At 65.5% G+C, this 18,399-nt stretch carries 19 protein-coding genes; 12 read left to right on the forward strand and 7 right to left on the reverse strand.

The window, feature by feature from the left end:
• Positions 1-806 (reverse strand): glycine--tRNA ligase subunit alpha (locus tag VJ897_RS02475; RefSeq protein WP_324052938.1); only part of this gene is annotated, 806 nt, incomplete at its 3' end.
• A 283-nt stretch (positions 807-1,089) separates the two neighbouring features.
• On the opposite strand from VJ897_RS02475, the gene VJ897_RS02480 reads away from it, so the two are divergent.
• The 7 genes from VJ897_RS02480 to VJ897_RS02510 all read left to right on the forward strand — a co-directional run bounded on the left by VJ897_RS02480 (position 1,090) and on the right by VJ897_RS02510 (position 9,189).
• Complete coding sequence (locus VJ897_RS02480) at positions 1,090-2,826, forward strand: trypsin-like peptidase domain-containing protein (RefSeq protein ID WP_324052940.1); 1,737 nt, start codon at positions 1,090-1,092, stop codon at positions 2,824-2,826.
• Positions 2,827-2,876: 50 nt separating this feature from the next.
• The gene (locus tag VJ897_RS02485; RefSeq protein ID WP_324052942.1) at positions 2,877-4,010 is read left to right on the forward strand and encodes an aminotransferase class V-fold PLP-dependent enzyme; all 1,134 of its coding nucleotides are present in this window, start codon (positions 2,877-2,879) and stop codon (positions 4,008-4,010) included.
• A 131-nt stretch (positions 4,011-4,141) separates the two neighbouring features.
• Positions 4,142-4,537, forward strand: coding sequence for a hypothetical protein (locus VJ897_RS02490; protein ID WP_324052943.1), 396 nt, complete (start codon positions 4,142-4,144; stop codon positions 4,535-4,537).
• Between the two features lie 5 nt (positions 4,538-4,542).
• Complete coding sequence (locus tag VJ897_RS02495; RefSeq protein ID WP_324052945.1) at positions 4,543-5,172, forward strand: DUF1007 family protein; 630 nt, start codon at positions 4,543-4,545, stop codon at positions 5,170-5,172.
• Positions 5,160-6,068, forward strand: a complete 909-nt coding sequence (locus VJ897_RS02500) for a nickel/cobalt transporter (RefSeq protein WP_324052947.1) — start codon at positions 5,160-5,162, stop codon at positions 6,066-6,068. The genes VJ897_RS02495 and VJ897_RS02500 overlap by 13 nt, the downstream gene beginning before the upstream one ends.
• Positions 6,069-6,123: 55 nt before the next feature.
• Entirely contained in the window at positions 6,124-7,503 is a 1,380-nt protein-coding gene (locus VJ897_RS02505) for an MATE family efflux transporter (protein ID WP_324052949.1), read from the forward strand.
• A 114-nt stretch (positions 7,504-7,617) separates the two neighbouring features.
• Positions 7,618-9,189 (forward strand): cation:proton antiporter domain-containing protein, encoded by a 1,572-nt coding sequence (locus tag VJ897_RS02510; protein ID WP_324052951.1) that lies wholly within the window; start codon positions 7,618-7,620, stop codon positions 9,187-9,189.
• Between the two features lie 9 nt (positions 9,190-9,198).
• Here VJ897_RS02510 and VJ897_RS02515 read toward each other — a convergent pair whose 3' ends face one another.
• Positions 9,199-9,615: a hypothetical protein gene (locus VJ897_RS02515; RefSeq protein WP_324052953.1), complete on the reverse strand. Its 417-nt coding sequence runs from the start codon at positions 9,613-9,615 to the stop codon at positions 9,199-9,201.
• A gap of 87 nt (positions 9,616-9,702) precedes the next feature.
• Positions 9,703-10,905 carry a pyridoxal phosphate-dependent aminotransferase gene (locus VJ897_RS02520; RefSeq protein ID WP_324052955.1) on the reverse strand — a complete coding sequence of 401 codons (1,203 nt, stop codon included), beginning with the start codon at positions 10,903-10,905 and terminating at the stop codon, positions 9,703-9,705.
• A 78-nt stretch (positions 10,906-10,983) separates the two neighbouring features.
• Here VJ897_RS02520 and VJ897_RS02525 point away from each other — a divergent pair, with 78 nt between their 5' ends.
• The 3 genes from VJ897_RS02525 (at position 10,984) to VJ897_RS02535 (ending at position 12,295) form a co-directional block, all read left to right on the forward strand.
• Positions 10,984-11,382 (forward strand): helix-turn-helix domain-containing protein, encoded by a 399-nt coding sequence (locus VJ897_RS02525; protein WP_324052957.1) that lies wholly within the window; start codon positions 10,984-10,986, stop codon positions 11,380-11,382.
• Positions 11,379-11,651: an FAD assembly factor SdhE gene (locus tag VJ897_RS02530; protein WP_324052959.1), complete on the forward strand. Its 273-nt coding sequence runs from the start codon at positions 11,379-11,381 to the stop codon at positions 11,649-11,651. Before VJ897_RS02525 ends, VJ897_RS02530 begins: the two co-directional genes overlap by 4 nt.
• A 191-nt stretch (positions 11,652-11,842) precedes the next feature.
• Positions 11,843-12,295 (forward strand): MarR family winged helix-turn-helix transcriptional regulator, encoded by a 453-nt coding sequence (locus VJ897_RS02535; protein WP_324052970.1) that lies wholly within the window; start codon positions 11,843-11,845, stop codon positions 12,293-12,295.
• Between the two features lie 63 nt (positions 12,296-12,358).
• Here VJ897_RS02535 and VJ897_RS02540 read toward each other — a convergent pair whose 3' ends face one another.
• From VJ897_RS02540 to VJ897_RS02555, 4 genes are all read right to left on the reverse strand, one after another.
• Positions 12,359-13,051: a DUF1194 domain-containing protein gene (locus VJ897_RS02540; RefSeq protein WP_324052961.1), complete on the reverse strand. Its 693-nt coding sequence runs from the start codon at positions 13,049-13,051 to the stop codon at positions 12,359-12,361.
• Positions 13,045-13,473 (reverse strand): VOC family protein, encoded by a 429-nt coding sequence (locus VJ897_RS02545; RefSeq protein ID WP_324052962.1) that lies wholly within the window; start codon positions 13,471-13,473, stop codon positions 13,045-13,047. Before VJ897_RS02545 ends, VJ897_RS02540 begins: the two co-directional genes overlap by 7 nt.
• A 58-nt stretch (positions 13,474-13,531) precedes the next feature.
• Entirely contained in the window at positions 13,532-14,794 is a 1,263-nt protein-coding gene (locus tag VJ897_RS02550) for a hypothetical protein (RefSeq protein ID WP_324052964.1), read from the reverse strand.
• 110 nt (positions 14,795-14,904) lie between these two features.
• Positions 14,905-15,963, reverse strand: coding sequence for a hypothetical protein (locus tag VJ897_RS02555; protein ID WP_324052966.1), 1,059 nt, complete (start codon positions 15,961-15,963; stop codon positions 14,905-14,907).
• A 223-nt stretch (positions 15,964-16,186) separates the two neighbouring features.
• Between VJ897_RS02555 and thyX the strand changes: the two genes are divergently transcribed.
• Positions 16,187-17,095: an FAD-dependent thymidylate synthase gene (thyX, locus tag VJ897_RS02560; protein WP_324052968.1), complete on the forward strand. Its 909-nt coding sequence runs from the start codon at positions 16,187-16,189 to the stop codon at positions 17,093-17,095.
• Entirely contained in the window at positions 17,088-18,128 is a 1,041-nt protein-coding gene (locus tag VJ897_RS02565; protein ID WP_324052969.1) for a type I restriction endonuclease, read from the forward strand. The genes thyX and VJ897_RS02565 overlap by 8 nt, the downstream gene beginning before the upstream one ends.
• Positions 18,129-18,399 lie beyond the last annotated feature (271 nt).

The raw sequence follows: 18,399 nt of genomic DNA on the forward strand, positions 1-18,399 counted from the left end.
AAGATGTGGCTGGCCTTGATGCACTGGTCATAGGCGGGGTGGGCCATGATGATGCGCTGGCCGGTCTTCGGGTCCTGCGCGGGCTGGTCGAGGATCGCGCGGCATTCCGCCTCGGCCTCTTCGAAATGGCGCAGCAGAACCTCGGTATCGGCCACGTCGAAATTCCAGCGGCTGTATTCCTGCTCGGTCTGGCGGAACACGTCGCCGTATGTCAGGGCGATGGGCGCGTCCGGGTCGTTGAACGGCATGTCCATCACGTGGTCGATCCCCAGCACGTACATCGCCAGCCGCTCCAGGCCATAGGTCAACTCACCCGAGACAGGGTGACAATCATGCCCGCCGACCTGCTGGAAATAGGTGAACTGGCTGACTTCCATCCCGTCGCACCAGACTTCCCAGCCCAGGCCCCAGGCGCCCAGCGTGGGCGATTCCCAGTCATCCTCGACGAAACGGATGTCGTGGTGGCCCATGTCGATGCCGATGGCTTCGAGGCTGCCGAGATAGAGGTCCTGCAGGTCCGGCGGGCTGGGTTTGATCAGCACCTGGAACTGGTAGTAGTGCTGCAAGCGGTTGGGGTTGTCGCCATAGCGCCCGTCGGTGGGTCGCCGCGAAGGCTGCACGTAGGCCGCCGCCCAGGACCGCGTGCCGAGCGACCGCAGCGTGGTGGCCGGGTGAAAGGTGCCCGCGCCGACCTCCATGTCGTAGGGCTGCAGCACGGCACAGCCCTGCGCCGCCCAGTAGGATTGCAGCCGAAGGATGACCTCCTGGAAGCTGCGGGGCCGGGTCTGTCGGGGCGCGTCAGCCATGGCAAGCCTTTCGGTTTTCGGCGCGCGGAACCCGTCGCGAGCGGGCGGCGGGCGCCGGATGCGTTCGCGCGTGTCAATAGGCGGGGCGGCGGTCAGGGTCAATGCGCCCGCCGCCCGGGCTCGGCGGGGATTTCGGCCCCGGCGGCCCCGGGCTGATCCCCTGCCGGGCCCCGGGGCAATTTCGGCGTGCAAAACGCCTTTCGTCTGGTAAGTTATCCACGGGGACTGCCCCGGTGTGGGCAGCGCGATGAACCGTGACAAGGACAGGGATGGAATGGGTAGCATGCGCAGGGTAAAGACGGCTCTTTTCGCGATCATTGTGGCGGTGGCGGTCGGTGCCCTGGCCGCTGGGCCGGCGACGGCGCAGCAGGAGTCCTGGGTCCAGATCGAGGCGCAGCGCACCTTGACCGACGCGCAGGAGGCTGCGCGCGGCTATGCCGCGGCCGGGGTTGACGATGTCAATGGCTTCTTGCTGGGAACTGGCTGGTACGGGATCGCCCTTGGCCCCTACACCGAGGGCCAGGCCCAGGCGGTTCGCCGAAGCCTGCGCGCCCGCGGACTGATCCCTGCCGACAGCTACCTGGTCGATGGCAGCCGGTTCCGGCAGCGCTACTGGCCTGCCGGGGTGTCGGGCACGGCGTCCGTCCCTGAAGGGGCGCCGCAGGCCGCACCGGATCCGATCGAGATCCCCGATGAAACCGTGGCCGAGGCCCGTGCCGCCGAACGCCAGCTTGGCCGCGACGAGAAACGGGAATTGCAGGAAATGCTGCAATGGGCCGGGCATTACACCGGCGCCATCGACGGCCTGTTCGGGGGCGGAACGCGCAATGCCATGGCCGCCTGGCAGGAGGCCGGCAATCACGAGGTCACCGGCGTCATGACCACCGGACAGAGGGCCGAACTGCTGGCCGCCTACAACGCCATCCTCGACGGGATGGGCTTGCAACTGGTCCGCGACGAGGCCGCCGGGATCGAGATGCGGATGCCCACTGGCGTCGTCGCCTTCGAGGCCTACGATCCGCCCTTTGCCCGCTATGGCCCCTCGGGTGATCTCGACGCGCAGGTTCTGTTGATCTCGCAGCCCGGCGACCGGACGCGGATGTTCGGCCTCTACGAGATCATGCAAACGCTGGAAATCGTCCCGCGTTCAGGGCCGCGCTCGCGCAACGCCGACGGCTTCACCATCGAGGGGAACGGCGAGGATATCCAGTCGTTCACCTCGGTTTCGCTGGACGATGGCCAGATCAAGGGCTTTGTCCTGGTATGGCCCGCCGGTGACGCCGAGCGCCGCGCCCGGGTCCTGTCCGAGATGCGCGAGAGCTTCGTCCGCATCGGCGGCGTGCTCGACCCGGCCATCGCCGCCCCTGACGATGACCAGGCCATCGACCTGGTTTCGGGCCTGCAAGTCCGCCGCCCCCTGCGCGACCGCAGCGGGTTCTACGTCAACGCCGGAGGTGACGTGCTGACCACGACCGAGGCCATCGAGGGCTGCGGGTCCATCACCCTGGCCAAGGCCCATGACGCGCGTCCGATCCACCGCGACGAGGCCCTGGGCCTGGCCGTGCTGCGCCCCGAGGCTGAACTGGCGCCCCCGCAGGTGGCGGATTTCAATGTCGGCGTCCCGCGCCTGCAGGCCGATGTCGCCGTGGCGGGCTTTCCCTACGGCGGCGTGCTGGCGACCCCGGCGCTGACCTTCGGCACCCTGGCAGACATCCGCGGGCTGGATGGTCAGGAAGAGGTCAAGCGCCTCTCGCTCATGGCGCAAGAGGGCGACACGGGCGGGCCGGTCTTCGACGGCGGCGGTGCCGTGCTGGGGATGTTGCTGCCGCGCAAACCCGAGAACGGCCAGGTTCTGCCGCCCGAGGTCTCCTTCTCGGTCCATGCCGAGCAGATCGTCGCCTCGCTTGATGCCGCTGGTGTGCCGGTCCGCACGACCGACGTGGACGCAAGCATGAGCCCAGCCGCCCTGACCCAGATGGCCGCCGATGTGGCCGTCCTGGTCAGTTGCTGGGAGGATTGACCGGACGGCCGTCCGGTCGCCGACACGGAACAGGTGAGGAGAGCAAGCCCATGCCCGAGGACGACCTGCGCAGCCCCGTCGACCCGGAGGGTCTGATGGAATTCTCGGTGGTCTTCACGGACCGTTCGCTCAACCACATGAGCGCCGCCTTCCAGGAGGTCATGCGCGACCTGCACGCGATGCTTTGCGAGGTTTATGCCTCAGAGGGCGCCACGATCGTACCCGGTGGCGGCACCTACGCGATGGAGGCCGTGGCGCGCCAGTTCGGCGCCGGACGCCACGCGATGGTCCTGCGCAACGGCTGGTTTTCCTACCGCTGGTCACAGATTCTCGAAACCGGCGGCTTTGCCGCCGAGACCACGGTCGTGAAGGCCCGCCAGACCGGCAACGACAGCCGCGCGCCTTTCGCCCCGGCCCCCATCGACGAGGTGACAAGCGCGATTCGCTCGGCGCGGCCAGATGTCGTCTTTGCCCCGCACGTGGAAACCAGTGCCGGGATCATCCTTCCCGACGCCTATATCAGCGCCATGGCAAAGGCCGCCCACGAGGTCGGCGCGCTCATGGTTCTGGACTGTATTGCGTCGGGCTGTGTCTGGGTGGACATGGCCGCGACCGGCGTGGATGTGCTGATCTCGGCCCCGCAGAAGGGTTGGTCCTCGACGCCATCGGCCGGGCTGGTGATGCTGAGCCGGCCCGCGCTGGAGAGACTGGAGGACACGCGATCGGACAGTTTCACGCTGGACCTGAAGAAATGGCGCCAGATCATGGAAGCCTACCTCGCCGGTGGTCATGCCTATCACGCGACCATGCCCACCGACAGCCTGCGCGCCTTCCGCGACACGATGGTGGAAAGCCGCGAGATGGGGTTCGCGGCCCTGTGCGATGCCCAGTGGCGCCTGGGTGAAGGGGTCCGCGCCTGCCTGGCCGAAAGAGGCCTGGACTCGGTTGCCGCGCCGGGCTTTGCCGCGCCGGGCGTGGTGGTCTGCTACACCGACGACCCCGAGATTCAGAGCGGCGCGAAATTCGCCGCCCAAGGCATGCAGATCGCAGCGGGCGTGCCGCTGGCTGTGGACGAACCCGCCGATTTCCGCACCTTCCGCATCGGACTGTTCGGGCTGGACAAGCTGGCGGATGTCGATGCGACGCTCGCGCGTTTCCGCGCGGTGATCGACACGGTGCTCTGAGGGCGGCCTCGCGCCGGCGTGCCGCGCAAAACGGTGGGTTTCCGCTCTGCGGCCCCCGGGGGACTGGTCGTTTCCGGGCATGTCTCATAGTCTCGCCGCCAACGGCACAGTGCAGCCGGAAAGGAGGCCTCATGACTGGTGACTACGATGAGTTGACCCGCGCGAACGGTGCGCGGCGGCGCTATTTCACCCGTGCCTGGATCGTGTCCATGCTGCGCGGGCAAGAGGGGCTGGGCGATACCTTCTGGGTGGGCTGTCTGGGCATGTGGTTCATGGCAGCGCCGCTTGCGGTGCTCGGGTCGGTCGTGCTGACCGGCGCCGGCGCAGGGCCGGGCGTTCTGATGATTGCGCAGCTTGCCTTTTTCGGGACGCTGGCGGCCTGGTTCCTGGCGCTGACCCGGGCGGTCTGGCTCGCTGCGCGACGCACCCCGCAGGCCGGGGCCTGGCGCTGGGCCGGGTTGGCGATCGCGCTGGTGCAGGGCCTGGGCTGCCTTGCGCTGGCGTTGATGCCCCTGGTTGGAGGCTGACCGCCATGCTGCGTGGTCTGACGGCCATTCTCGCCATGCTGACCGCTCCGGCGCAGGCGCATCCGCATCTTTTCGTGGATGCGGACGTGGCGCTTGTTTACGAGGCTGGCACGCTTCGGGCGGTGCGGCTGACCTGGACGTATGACGAGTTCTTCTCGCTGCTGCTGACCGAGGACCTGGGGCTTGATCCCGATATGGACGGGCAATTGACCGGAGCTGAACGGGCGACCCTCTCCGATGCGGTCCTGGATTGGCCAGAAGGCTATGAAGGCGACCTTTACGTGACCCAGGGGGGGCGTCCCGTGCAACTGGGCGCCCGGCAAGACGCCTCGGTCGCCTTCGAGGACGGCCAAGTGATCGAACGCCATACCCGTCCCGTCGCGGCGGCCGCGCCCGGCGATGCAACCGTGAGGGTCTACGACCCCGGTTATTACACCGCCTACACGGTCGTCACCCCGGTGACGGTCACCGGCAACGCGGCCTGCACCGCTCAGGTGCGCCGCGCGGACCTGATCGCCGCGACCGAGAAGGTGGATGAACTGCTCTACGGGATGCCGCAGGACGAGGCCGAGGTTGCCTTTCCAGAGGTTGGCAAGGATTTCGCCGACACGATCCGTGTGTCATGCGGCGGCTGATGCTGCTGATCCCGCTCGGCGGCTTTCTGGCGCTGGCCGTCTGGCTGTGGGGCTATGGCGGGGCCGATAGCGTCACGCGTTGGGCCGCCGCCGGGCAGCGCGATGTACAGAACGCCATGGCCGGGGCTTTGCGCGCCTTGAAACGCGGCGAGGCCGGGGCGCTGGCCACGCTCTGGGGGCTGTGTTTCGCCTACGGGTTCTTCCATGCAGCCGGGCCGGGTCACGGCAAGCTGGTGATCGGCGGCTATGGCCTTGGCCGGCGGGTGCCGGTGCTGCGTCTGTCGGGACTGGCGCTGGCCTCCTCGCTGGGGCAGGCGGCGACCGCGGTGATCCTGGTCTACAGCGCGGTCCTGGCGCTGGGCTGGACCCGGCAACAGGTCCAAGGCCTGTCCGACGGCCTGTTCGAGGCCCTGTCCTACGGTGCGGTGGGGCTGATCGGGCTCTGGCTGCTCTGGCGCGGGGCGCGCAAGGTCTGGCGCGGCGCGGCCCCGGTCCGTGGTCATGCCCACGACGGTGAGGACCCCTGTGAAACCTGCGGCCATGCCCATGGGCCCACGGTGGAACAGGCCGAAACCGTCCGGTCGCTGCCCGAGGCGCTGGCGCTGGTAGGGGCGGTGGCAATCCGGCCCTGTACAGGGGCGCTGTTCCTGCTGATCCTGACCTGGCGGCTGGGACTTGACTGGGCCGGGATCGTCGGTGCTTTCGTCATGGGGCTGGGCACCGCGACGGTGACCGTCACGGTGGCCCTGGCCGCCGTGACGTTCCGCGAAAGCGCATTGATGCAGGCCGCGACGGGGCGCGGCAGTGTCCGCTTGCTGGCGCTGGTGGAGCTTCTGGCGGGCCTGGCCGTCGTGTTGCTGGCCGGACAGCTTCTCATGCGCGGGGGCATTTTCTAGCCGGCGCCCGAGAGCGGTTCTGGACCTGCCCAAAAACCGGGCGTAAGGCTGTTTCATGTCGCAGCGCACCCCCCATATCACCCATGCCCGGCGGCTTCTGAGCCTTGGTATGCCGCTGGTGGGGGCGACGCTTGCCGGCTTCCTGATCCACATGACCGATACCCTCATGCTGGGCTGGTATGACGTGACCGCGCTGGCCGCCTCGACCGTGGCAAACGGGCTTTGGTTCGTCGTCTTCATCGTGGGCGCGGGCTTCGGCCACGCGGTCACGCCCATGGTGGCCGAGGCGGTGGAGCAGGGCGACGATGTCAGCGCCCGGCGCATCACCCGGATGGGGCTGTGGCTGTCCATCGTCTTTTGCTTCGTCGCGGTGGCGCTTCTGTGGCGCGGCGCCGACCTACTGCGCCTGATCGGCCAGCCCGAGGCGGTGGCCGTGGAGGGCGGGAAATACCTGCGGATCGCGATCCTAGGCTTTTTCCCGGCGCTGGCGGGCCACGTGATGCGGTCCTTCCTCGGGGCCGTGCAGCTGACGGCGGTGCAGCTCTGGATCACGCTGGCCGCTTTGGTCATGAATGCCGTGTTCAACTACGCGCTGATCTTCGGCAATCTGGGCGCGCCCGAACTGGGCATCGAGGGGGCGGCGCTGGCCTCGATCCTGACGCACACGGTGCAGATGGGTGCGTTGATGGCCTATGCCCAGTGGAAACGACCTGACCTGGCGCTGTTCCGCCGCATCTGGAAACCCGATGCCGAGATCATGGCGCGGGTGTTCAAGCTGGGCCTGCCGGTGGGCGGTGCGGCGCTGTCGGAAAGCGGGCTGTTCACCGGGTCGTCCATCATGATGGGCTGGCTGGGCGAGGTGGAACTTGCCGCCCATGGCATCGCGCTGCAGCTGACGGCGGTGATGTTCATGTTCCACGTTGGCATGTCGAACGCCGCCACGATCCGCATCGGCAGCCATTTCGGCCGCCGCGACGGGCCCGAGATGCGTCGCACCGCCGAGGCGTCCTTTGCGCTGTCCATGGTGTTCGGCGTCTTTGCCATCGCGATTTTCCTGCTGTTGCCCGAAACGCTTGTGTCTCTCTTTGTGGCTCCCGATGAACCGCAGCGCGGCGCGGTGATCGCGCTGGGGGCGGGGCTGGTGATGATCGCCGCCCTGTTCCAGTTCGTGGACGCGGGCCAGGTCGTGGCGCTGTCGAACCTGCGCGGGATGCAGGACACCAATGTGCCGATGTGGCTGGCTGCGCTCAGCTACTGGGGTATCGGCCTCCCCGCGGGTTATGTGCTGGGCTTTCCGCTGGGATTCGAGGGGCCCGGCCTCTGGTTCGGAATGACGTTGGGGCTGGCGGCGGCGGCGCTTTTCCTCACGGTGCGGCTGCTGCGGCAACTGGCGCGTTTCGATACCACGCCGCCCGCCGGGGTTCGGCCGGGCTGAGCCGCGACGCGGCACTTGCATCGCTGCGGGGGCTTGGCCATGCTCTGCACGAACCGGTGCGCGGCGGCACGGTGTTCTTGACTATCTCGCAGACTGCAAGGGGCAGGGCAGAACATGATCTTCGAGGTTTTCGCCGTCGGCGCCGCCTTTCTTTTCGGCCTCTCGATGCGGCCGCTGGGCCTGCCGCCGCTGGTGGGTTTCCTGGCCGCGGGCTTTGCCATCAACGCGCTGGGGCCGCGCTTCGGGATGCCGGCCGAAACCGGCCCGATCCTGGATCACCTCGCCGAACTGGGTGTTCTGCTGCTGCTCTTCACCGTGGGCCTCAAGCTCAAGCTGCGCCAGATCGGCGAGCCGCAGGTCGTCGGCGTCGCCCTGCTGCACTTTGGGCTGTCGGTGGCGCTGTTCACGCCGTTGGCGCGGCTGCTTTTCACGCCGGACTGGACGCTGGCGCTGCTGGTCGGGATCGCACTGGCCTTCTCCTCGACGGTGCTGACGGCAAAGATGCTGGACGCCAAGCGCGAGATGGGCAGTTTCCACGGTCGCACGGCGATCGGCATCCTGATCGTTCAGGATATCATCGCCCTGGTCGTCATCGCGGTATTTGCCGGCAAGGTGCCGGGGCCCTGGGCGCTGCTTGTCCTGGCCGCACCGCTGTTGCGCCCGGTGCTGCACAAGGTTCTGGACTGGGCCGGCCATGAAGAGGTGCTGGTTCTTGCGGGCATGGCGCTGGCCATCGTCGTGGGCGGCTACGGCTTCGAGATCATCGGGCTGAAGGGCGAGATCGGCGCGCTTGTCATGGGACTGCTGCTGTCCACCCATCCGCGCGCGGGCGAGTTGTCGGGGGCGCTCTGGTCGCTCAAGGAGATATTCCTGGTCGGCTTCTTCCTGTCCATCGGAATGTCGGGCCTGCCCGACTGGGATGCGGTGGTCTTTGCCGCTGTGCTGGGTCTGCTGCTGCCGCTCAAGGGCTTGCTGTTCTTTGGCCTGCTGGTGGGCTTCAAACTGCGTGCGCGGACGGCCTTTCTTTCGGCGCTGTCGCTTTCGGTCTACAGTGAATTCGGCCTGATCGTCGCCAGCAGCATCCCCGCGGCGCAGTCCTTCGTGGTGCCGCTTGCCATCGCCGTCTCGGTCTCGTTCCTGATCGCCGCGCCGATCAACCACCTTGCGCACCCGCTTTTCGAGCGGTTCTCAGACCGTCTGCGGCCCTTCCAGCGCGTCACGCGCCACCCCGATGAACAGCCCACGGAACTGGGCGACGCGGATGTGCTGATCTTCGGCATGGGGCGCACGGGATCGGCCGCCTACGCTGTCATGCAGGAACGCGGCTTCAAACCCATCGGGATGGACGCCGACAATTACAGGGCGCAGGCCCATGCCGAGGCGGGGCGCAACGTGGTTTTCGCCGACGCCGAGGACAGCAATTTCTGGTCGGGCGTCAATCTGGACCGGATCAAGGCCGCGGTGCTCGCGATGAACGACCTCGAGGCGAAGGTGATCGCCGCGCGCACCCTGCGCGCCAAGGGTTTCGAAGGACCGATCGTCAGCCATGCCATGCATGACGAACATCTCACCCAGATCCAGGAGGCCGGGGCGAACCGCACCTACCTGACCATGCGCGAGGCCGGGCGCAGCCTGGCCCAGAACGCCTGCGAGGCGATGGACCCGGCACAGCGTCCGGGCACCTGACGGGGCCGCCTATTCCGCCGCGTCCGTGCCCTTGGTCAGACGGTCGGCCTTCTTGCGCACCAGCACCGAGCGCAGATCGTGCATGGCCAGCAGCAACTCGTCGGTGAAATCCTCAAGCTGTTCGTCCGTGGCCTTGGACTGCGCCCATTGGGTCGTCAGGTTCAGGTGGTCTATGGCGCGGTGGATGTCGTCGACGGTGCGCCGGGCCAGGGTCGCGGCGCGCTGGGCCATCCAGTCGCGGATCACGGCCAGGTCGTCATCTGCCAGGGTGCGGTCGCCCTGCGGTTTGATCTGGCCATTGTTGATGTTCACCACCGCGATCTGGTCCATCTCGATCCGGCGCTGGCGGTTCTCGGTATCGACCTTGAAAACGGCCGCGCCGTTCTCCTTGACGCGGAAATAGTACTCGGGAAGCTCTGCGCCCATCTCTGCCTCGTCCCTTTCAACCGCCGCGGCGCGGCCTTGCGCAAAGGCTAGCAGAGCCGGACGGGCCGCGCCAGAACCGGACCGATCCTAGCGCAGTCCATCGCAAAAGCGCTGGATGCGGCGGCAGGCCTCTTCCAGGGTGGCATCGTCGCTGGCGTAGCTGACACGGAAATTGGGCGACAGGCCGAAGGCCGCGCCGAAGACCACGGCGACGCCGGTTTCCTCCAGCAGGGCGGTGGCGAAATCCTCGTCCGTGGCGATAAGCGCCCCGCCCGCACTGGTCTTGCCGATGCAATGCGCGATCGACGGATAGACGTAGAAGGCCCCCTGGGGTGTCGGACAGTCGATGCCCCGGGCCGCGTTCAGCATCCGCACAACCAGGTCGCGGCGGCGCACGAAGGCGCGGTTGTTTGCGGCGATGAAATCATGCGGGCCGTTCAGCGCCTCGACCGCCGCCCATTGGCTGATCGAGCAGGGGTTCGATGTGGATTGCGACTGCACCTTGCGCATGGCCGCGATCAGAACCTCGGGCCCCGCCGCGTAGCCGATGCGCCAGCCGGTCATGCAGTAGGCCTTGCTGACGCCATTGACGGTCAGGGTCCGGTCGTAAAGCGCCGGTTCCACCTGCGCGGGTGTGCAGAAGGTGAAATCGTCATAGGCCAGGTGTTCATACATGTCGTCGGTCATCACCCAGACATGCGGGTGCCGCATCAGGACATCGGTCAACGCCTTCAGTTCGTCCCGGGAATAGCCTGCCCCGGTGGGGTTGGAGGGCGAATTGAACAGGACCCACTTGGTGCGGGGCGTGATTGCCGCCGCGAGCTGGTCGGGCGTGATCTTGAACTCGGTTTCCAGCGTGGCCTCGATCGTGACCGGCGTGCCGCCCGCCAAGAGCACCATGTCCGGGTAGCTGACCCAGTAGGGGGCGGGGATGATGACCTCGTCGCCGGGATTAAGCGTGGCCATCAGCGCATTGTAGAGCACCTGCTTGCCGCCCGAGGAGACCGAGACCTGCGAGGGCGTGTAGTCCAGCCCGTTGTCGCGGCTGAACTTGGCGCAGATCGCCGCCTTGAGCTCCGGGATGCCGTCGACGGCGGTATAGCGGGTCTTGCCATCCTCGATGGCGCGGATGCCGGCGGCGCGGATATGCGCGGGCGTGTCGAAGTCCGGCTCGCCCGCGCCCAGGCCGATCACGTCGCGGCCCGCCGCGCGCAGCTCGGCGGCCCGGGTCGTTACAGCGATGGTTGGCGATGGTTTGACACGGGTCAGTGTCGCGGACAGCAAGGACATGGTCGGCCCCGGTTTTGAATTCCCCTATGCGACGTGTCATAGGTGTGCCGAAGCGAACAGACAAGCTCAGAGGACGCCATGACGGAAGACGAGAAAACCGAGTGGTTCAGCGAGAATACCGCCACATTCGGCGACAGGCTGGCCGCCGCGCGCGAGGCGGTGTCGATGACCCAGAAGGATCTTGCAAAGAAGCTGGGAATCAAGCTCGGTACCCTGCGCAACTGGGAGGACGACCTTAACGAGCCGCGCGCGAACAAGCTCCAGATGGTCTCGGGTATCCTCGGGGTGTCGATGCGCTGGCTGCTCACGGGTGAGGGCGAGGGCGTCGAGGCGCCGGACGAGCAACAGGTGGAACCCGCCGACGTGCGCGCGATCCTGGCCGAGATGCGCACCCTGCGTGCCCAGATCGCGCAGTCGGGCGAAAAGCTGTCGCAACTGGAAAAGCGTCTGCGCGCTGTGCTGAGCGACGTGACATGACCGAAGACGGCGACATCCGCCGCAAGCGGCTTTACATGCGCTCGATCCGGCGAGGCATCAAGGAGATGGACCTGATCCTGGCCGCGTTTGCCGACAGTCACCTGTGGGCCATGGAAGGGGCGGATCTGGACCTCTACGACCGGCTGTTGTCGGAGAGCGACCAGGATCTCTACCAATGGGTCTCGGGGCAGGCGGCGCCGCCCGATGCCTACGCTGCGCTGGTGGCGCGTATCGCCGAGGGGGCGGCAGGGGTGACCCGGCCGTCCTGATCCGGCCCGACCCGTCAGGGCCCGGCGCGGTTTCGGGCCGCTTAACCGGTTGTTTGGCATTTGCGTGGCATCTGGGACGTGCAACGGCACAGAACGGAGGGTGTTGCATGTCATTTCACAGGGTTCCCGACCCCGCGCCCGATACCGGCCCCGAGGCGGACGGCCAGGCGCGGGCCTATGACACCGGGTTCATGACGTCCTACCTTGAAACACTGATGCTGGTGGAACGCCTGCACCGATTGCTGCTCGATGTCATCAAGGATGAATTCGAACGGGTCGGCATACTGGAGGTCAACGCGGTACAGGCCCTGTTGATGTTCAACGTCGGCGACAACGAGGTCACGGCGGGCGAACTCAAGACCCGCGGCTACTACCAGGGCAGCAACGTCAGCTACAACCTCAAGAAACTGGTCGAGATGGGCTACATGCACCATCAGCGCTGCGAGATCGATCGCCGCTCGGTCCGGGTGCGGCTGACGGCCAAGGGCCGCGAGATCCGGGACATCGTGGCCGGGCTGTTCGGCAATCACGCCCGTGGGTTGCAAGATCGCGAGGTACTGAGCATGGATGGCATCGACGAGATAACGACCGCGCTGCGCCGGGTCGAACGCTACTGGTCGGATCAGATCCGGTACATATACTGATCGTCATGGGCGCCGACCGTCCGCGGTTGGCAGGTCACGCCTTGTCCCGCCCGATCCCGCGGATCAGCGGACCCTGCCCAGCATGACGGCGCCCAGTTCCCGGATCAGCTTGGCCCGCATCGCCCGCTCGAAATCCGCGAACCCTCCTGCGACCTCGACAAAGGCGCCGGGGCCGCGAATCACCGTGTCGCGGTAATAGCTGACCAGGTCCGCCCGGCCCTCGGTCGGCATGGCCCGCACCACCAGTCCGTTGACCGTGATGCCGTCGAAGGGAAAGGCGCGATAGGCCTCTTCTGGGCCGAAGCCCTCGTTGTTTTCGCCATCGCCCGAAACATCCAGCGTCGCTGCTGCGCAGTCCGGCGCGCGGCCCAGCAGTGTGGCGCCGTAGCCGAGCGCATAGCCCAGTGCGGTGGGAAAATCGTCATGGCTGCGCGGGCTGGCCGCGATCCGGGCCGAGACCGCCTGAAGGTCGGACGGGGCGCGGATCAGCACCCAATCCTGCAACAGGATCTGTTTCCGGCGTCCCGACCACTCGTAGACGGCCAACGCCACGGGATCGCCGGGGGCGAGAAAGGCAGCCTGGACGTCCGGCGCCACCAGCGCCGCGGCCAGCCCGCCCCGTTGCAGCGCATCCTCGGCCGCGTCCACCGAGGACGAAACATCCATCGCGAGCGCCAGGGCCAGCCGGCAGGCCGCCGCCGGCTGTGCCGCGACCGCGCCAAGCAAGGCCAGCGCGATGCGCGCGCGCCTTACCAATGGCCGGTGTTGTCCATGCTGGCCCAGGGCTCGGCCGGGGCCTGGGCGTCGCCGGCCTGCAACAACTCGACAGAGATGTTGTCGGGGCTGCGCACGAAGGCCATGTGCCCGTCGCGCGGCGGCCGGTTGATGGTCACGCCGTTGTCCGCCAAGTGCTGGCAGGTGGCATAGATATCGTCCACCTCGTAGGCCAGGTGGCCGAAGTGGCGGCTGTCGTCGGGCAGGGCGTTGTCGCCGTCCCAGTTCCAGGTCAGTTCGACCGGGCACTCTTCCTGTCCCGGCGGCGCCATGAAGACCAGGGTGAAGCGGCCGCCCTCGCTCTCCATCCGGCGGGTCTCCTTGAGGCCCAGCAGCTCGTAGAAGGCCATCGAGGTTTCGAGGTCCTTCACGCGGACCATCGTGTGCAGGTATTTCAGCGGCATGTCTGTCCTCCAGTCGGGTTTCGTGAAAGCCTAGCACGCTGCGCAACCGGGGAAAGGGTCAGAAGGCCGAGCGGAACCCGAAATCCACCGAAAGGGATTGTGTATCGTAGCGCGCCGTATTGGACGCGGTATCCTGCAACTCGAAGCGGGTTTCCGGCTGGAATCCATAAACCTCGACCATCGGCATGCCCAGCGTGACCGAGGCCTTGACCTGCCGATCGTGACGGCCCTCCGGCGTCAGCAGGCTTGGTTCATAGTCGCGCCAAACGTGGGAGAATCCGAGCCCGATATCGAAACGATCCGCCACGCGCCCGAAATCGTACCCGATGCCGATATGGCGCCGTCTCGACCGCAAGCTGTCCGTGTCGGACAGTGTTTCTCCCGCGCCGGCAAAGAGATGCAGACGCTTTCCCTCGTCCAGTTCCCGCGACCAGCGCAAGGAGGCGTCCCACTGCCGCGAGGTGGTGTCCGTTTGAAGATAGGTGGTCCGGGCAAGGGCCAGTTGTCCGTGAATCCCGGTCTCGTCCGACAGGTGCCAGGTGCGGCCGCCTGACAGGGCAACCTCTCGCGCGTAGGGGTCTCCGGCAAAGTGCGCGAGTTCCACTCCGATGGCAATATTGGCGGGGTCGTCCCGGCCCGAGGTTGCCCATTGGTGCTGCAGTTCAACGCCCAGTCTTGTTCGGTCGAGGTCCGCGGCGTCGAAGTTCGGGGCCGCCTCGGCGCTTGGAGGACTCAAGGCGTAGCGCGACGCGGTGCTGCTGGCCGAAAGCGTGGTCAAACGACGCCCGGTTTGATGCAGCTTGAATTCGACGTTGCCCGTGAAAGAGAACTCCAGCCCTGACAGGGCGCGGGCATCGGGTGTGAACCCGATGGGCACCCCCAGAAACTCGAATCCGTCCTCCGAACTGCCATTGTTGATATTCGAGCTTGGTGAGATCCCCACGTCGAATTGGAAGCGCAGCGGGTTGCGCGCGCGCAGGACGCGATAGTCGCGCCCGACCGCGGCGCGGGCGGCCTCGTCTGGGGCAAGTTGGCGCGCCCGGCGCAACCAGATTTGCGCGCGCGTGAAATTTTCCGAGCTGGCAAGTGCCAGGGCAGCGGTCCGGGCCGCAGCAAAGCGCTCGCGGTCGGACTGACTCGTGCGGAAAAGCCGCTTTGAATAGCGGAGCGTCTTGTCCGGGCGTCCCACCTGCAAGGCGCCCCGGGCCGCGATGTTCAAGGCGATCCTGTCATCGGGATTTCGCAGCATCAGGGCTTCTGCCAGGGCCAGAGCCCTGGCGGCCTGTGCGGCTTCCAGGCTGGCCGCGGCCGTGAGGCGCATGTCTTCGGGGGTCAGGCGAAGCGGGCTTTCAGATTGCGCACTGGCAGATGTCGCACAGATCAGCGTCAGCAAGAAGAGCGCGACTGCCCGGAGGCTTGCAACAGGCGGTTTCAACGGCTGAGAATGAAGCCGCCGGTTTCCTGAGCGGTGACCCCATCAAAGCGCGGATCGTCGGACTCGACCACGAGGACGCCGACGACCTCGCCGCCATCGGTGCCGTCGGTCGCGTCTCCCGCGAGGATGGCGTAATAGTTGCCGTCCTCGTATTGCACCTCGTTTCCGTCCGGATCGACATAGGTGCTGAAGACCTCTCCCGTCATCTCTCCATCGGCGCTCATGTTGCCCTCGCCATCGAGAACCCAGCGGATATCGGGCAGCGGCAATTCGCCGGCCTCTCCGTCGTTCCCGAGTGTTACGAGGTTCCCGTCCGGATCATAGCCGACACGGTTCGTGATCGAGCCTGCGACGCCGTTCGTCGCATTGGGATCTTCGAAGTCGATCCGCATTTCCATGTCGCCCTCGACGTATTCCATTCCGCCCCGGCCGTCGAAAATGCGAACGCCTGCATAATCCCCTTCGAAGGTGCCCTGGCCCGTGGTCGGGATGACCGCGCCGCCCCGGCGTTCGTAGACGAACCCGCCAAAGCCGTACTGGACATAGCCACCCGTCCGCACGATGGCGAAGGAGGTACGCGGTTCACCGGACACGGAATTACCGCTGATCCCGACAATCGCGCGGTAGTTCTGGATCTGGGACACCGGATCGCCGTTCAGGCCATCCGGAACCGTGACATCCGCCTCGTAGACCGCATAGGTGCTGTTGGGCCCGAGGCTCGCAACGGCGGTCCCGCGTTCGTAGGTGTTGTCGCCATCGAAGGCGAGGTTGTCGACGGTGAAGGTGTCGGTGTCGGAGTCATAGGCAAACTCCTCGGCATAGCCGCCGCCGTTGTCGTTGCGCTCTTCATACCGCACCAGTTGCGAAGTGACCGAGCCGCTGGGCCCGTCGATACCCGGCGGCGTGCCACCGCCGCCCAGGTCAAAGCCGTCACCCGTGCCCCCGTCACCGCCATCACCGCCGTCTTCCGTCGGCTCCTCGGGGTCCTCCTGGAATGGATTCGTCCCGTCACCGCCGCATCCGGCCAACAGCGCCAGGCTGAGGGCGGTTATCATGACGGGGCTGGTCTTGCCGCGCTGTCCCATGGAATGTCCTGCTCGAAATGTGCTGCCTGTGGCCGGTTTCCGGCTCTTGGCGACCATATTCGGGAATTGCGCGATACAAGTCAACGATTGCCTTGACAGACACTCCACAGGATATCGGGGTTCCCGCCCGATTTCGGCGCAGATATAGTCTTCGGGTCACAGTCACGTCCAGAATCAGCGAGGAACCCCGCCCATGCCCCTCACGCCCGAGCAACAGGCCGAGATCGATGCCCTGCGCGCCGCCCCCCGTCAGACCCTGCGCGCGGTGTCCGAGGGGATGGAGGCGCATCTCTACAAGGCGGCCCCGGTGCTGGACCACGGCTTCGTCCGGGTGGTGGACTACATGGGCGACGATGCCGCGATCTGCCAGGCCGCGCGGGTCAGCTACGGCCGCGGCACCAAGTCGGTCAGCAACGATGCCGGGCTGATCCGTTACCTGATGCGGCACTGGCACTCGACCCCGTTCGAGATGTGCGAGGTCAAGTTCCACGTCAAGCTGCCGGTCTTCGTGGCCCGCCAGTGGATCCGCCACCGCACCGCCAACGTGAACGAGTATTCCGCGCGCTACTCGATCCTCGACCGGGAATTCTACATCCCCCGGGCGCAGGACCTGGCCGCGCAATCGACCACCAACAACCAGGGCCGGGGCGAGGTGCTGACCGGGGACGAGGCCGAGCGCGTGCTGCACATCCTGAAAGACGACGCCGGGCGCGCCTATGACCATTACGAGGAAATGATCGGGCAGGAGGGGCAGCAGGGGCTGGCCCGTGAACTCGCCCGCATGAACCTGCCCGCCAACATCTATACCCAGTGGTACTGGAAGGTGGACCTGCACAACCTGTTCCACTTCCTGCGCCTGCGCGCCGATGCCCACGCCCAATACGAAATCCGCGTTTACGCCGATGCCATCTGCGAGATGGTCAAGGACTGGGTCCCGGCGGCCTATGGCGCCTTCGAGGACTACCGCATGGGGGGTGCGACCCTATCCGCCTCAGCCCTTGATTGCATTCGCCGGATGTTGAAGGGTGAGGAAGTGACACAGGAAAGCTCCGGCATGTCCAAGGGGGAATGGCGGGAGTTCATGGGGGTGATAAATGAGTGAGCTGGACACTACGCTTAAGAGCATTGGAAAGCGTTTAGAAGAACACGCAGAAACAATAGAAACTGAGGAAGCTATAAAGCACTCAGTTGTTCTGCCGTTTTTGAAGGCTCTCGGGTATGACGTCTTCAACCCAAGCGAGGTAATCCCAGAATTTTCAGCAGATGCTGTGGGTAAGCGAGGCGAAAAAGTAGACTATGCCATAAGCTTGGATGGAGAGATTAAGATCCTAATTGAATGTAAATCGCTCGCAACGAACCTAGAGAAAAAGCATCTTTCGCAACTTTTCAGGTATTTCACAGTCACAAATGCGCGATTTGCAATACTCACGAACGGACGCCAATATAGATTTTACACTGATTTAGAAGAGCAAAACAAACTGGACCAAACCCCTTTCTTCCATTTTGATATTACCGAAGTTTCGGCCCAAGCTGTTGGAGAATTGCAAAAATTCTCAAAAGGAAATTTTGATATTGATGGCATTTTACGCAATGCGGAAAAGTTAAAATATGTCTCGCTGGTCAAGGAGGTCGTTTCTCGAGAGATCGAGGAGCCGAGCGACGACTTTGTTCGTATGATCGCGGGTAAGGTTTACGATGGCCGCGTCACCGCGTCGGTCCGAGAGCAAGTTGCGGCAGCGACGAAGTTAGCTTTTCGGGAAGTAATTCGCGAGGCGGTCAAGCACCGGCTATCAACAGCCCTTGAGTCGACGTCGAGTGGCGAGCATGTAGAGCCGAAAGCCGAGTCAGATATTGAAACGACTGACGAGGAAATCCAGGGTATGCTTACCGTGCGCGCGATTGTCTCTAGCGAAATTGACCCTGACCGGGTGGATTTGAGAGACTCAAAATCATATTGTGCGGTGCTGGCCGATGATAATAATAGAAAGCCTATATGTAGGCTTCATTTTAATCGTAATCGGAAGTACGTTGGTCTTTTCGACGGTGAGGCGGAGGAACGCGTTCCGATAGAGAAAGTCACTGATCTTTTTCAGTTCGCGGATCGTTTGTTAGCTGCTGCAAAGAAACATGCCTGACGTGCCGGGTCCGGCGTCAAGCCCTCGCCAATTAGTGTTTTCGCGCGAATAGCGGCGGAGGCGCCGCGCGGTCGCCAGGCCGCCCGGACGGGCTGGCGATCTGGTGGGCTATGCGCCGCGCTCGACCCTTCTTCGGATGTGGCTGCCATGAAGCGCCCCGATTCCTCCGTTGATCGCCACCCCGCGGCCTGCCGACCGCGCGGCTTGGGGCCTCGTTCTCAACTGCGCCACGTTTAGTTGCGAACGGTTCGCAAGACCCTTGACTTTTGCG

Source organism: Salibaculum sp. (assembly GCF_035270045.1).
Classification (GTDB): domain Bacteria; phylum Pseudomonadota; class Alphaproteobacteria; order Rhodobacterales; family Rhodobacteraceae; genus Salibaculum.

Excerpts from the sequence above, each read along its gene's own strand:
- VJ897_RS02525 (WP_324052957.1), top strand. The coding sequence starts at position 10,984 with ATGACGGAAGACGAGAAAACCGAGTGGTTCAGCGAGAATACCGCCACA.
- VJ897_RS02555 (WP_324052966.1), bottom strand. The coding sequence starts at position 15,963 with ATGATAACCGCCCTCAGCCTGGCGCTGTTGGCCGGATGCGGCGGTGAC.
- VJ897_RS02535 (WP_324052970.1), top strand. The coding sequence starts at position 11,843 with ATGACGTCCTACCTTGAAACACTGATGCTGGTGGAACGCCTGCACCGA.
- VJ897_RS02530 (WP_324052959.1), top strand. The coding sequence starts at position 11,379 with ATGACCGAAGACGGCGACATCCGCCGCAAGCGGCTTTACATGCGCTCG.
- VJ897_RS02545 (WP_324052962.1), bottom strand. The coding sequence starts at position 13,473 with ATGCCGCTGAAATACCTGCACACGATGGTCCGCGTGAAGGACCTCGAA.
- thyX (WP_324052968.1), top strand. The coding sequence starts at position 16,187 with ATGCCCCTCACGCCCGAGCAACAGGCCGAGATCGATGCCCTGCGCGCC.
- VJ897_RS02500 (WP_324052947.1), top strand. The coding sequence starts at position 5,160 with ATGCGGCGGCTGATGCTGCTGATCCCGCTCGGCGGCTTTCTGGCGCTG.
- VJ897_RS02510 (WP_324052951.1), top strand. The coding sequence starts at position 7,618 with ATGATCTTCGAGGTTTTCGCCGTCGGCGCCGCCTTTCTTTTCGGCCTC.
- VJ897_RS02520 (WP_324052955.1), bottom strand. The coding sequence starts at position 10,905 with ATGTCCTTGCTGTCCGCGACACTGACCCGTGTCAAACCATCGCCAACC.
- VJ897_RS02515 (WP_324052953.1), bottom strand. The coding sequence starts at position 9,615 with ATGGGCGCAGAGCTTCCCGAGTACTATTTCCGCGTCAAGGAGAACGGC.
- VJ897_RS02490 (WP_324052943.1), top strand. The coding sequence starts at position 4,142 with ATGACTGGTGACTACGATGAGTTGACCCGCGCGAACGGTGCGCGGCGG.
- VJ897_RS02495 (WP_324052945.1), top strand. The coding sequence starts at position 4,543 with ATGCTGCGTGGTCTGACGGCCATTCTCGCCATGCTGACCGCTCCGGCG.
- VJ897_RS02550 (WP_324052964.1), bottom strand. The coding sequence starts at position 14,794 with ATGCGCCTCACGGCCGCGGCCAGCCTGGAAGCCGCACAGGCCGCCAGG.
- VJ897_RS02485 (WP_324052942.1), top strand. The coding sequence starts at position 2,877 with ATGCCCGAGGACGACCTGCGCAGCCCCGTCGACCCGGAGGGTCTGATG.
- VJ897_RS02505 (WP_324052949.1), top strand. The coding sequence starts at position 6,124 with ATGTCGCAGCGCACCCCCCATATCACCCATGCCCGGCGGCTTCTGAGC.
- VJ897_RS02480 (WP_324052940.1), top strand. The coding sequence starts at position 1,090 with ATGCGCAGGGTAAAGACGGCTCTTTTCGCGATCATTGTGGCGGTGGCG.
- VJ897_RS02565 (WP_324052969.1), top strand. The coding sequence starts at position 17,088 with ATGAGTGAGCTGGACACTACGCTTAAGAGCATTGGAAAGCGTTTAGAA.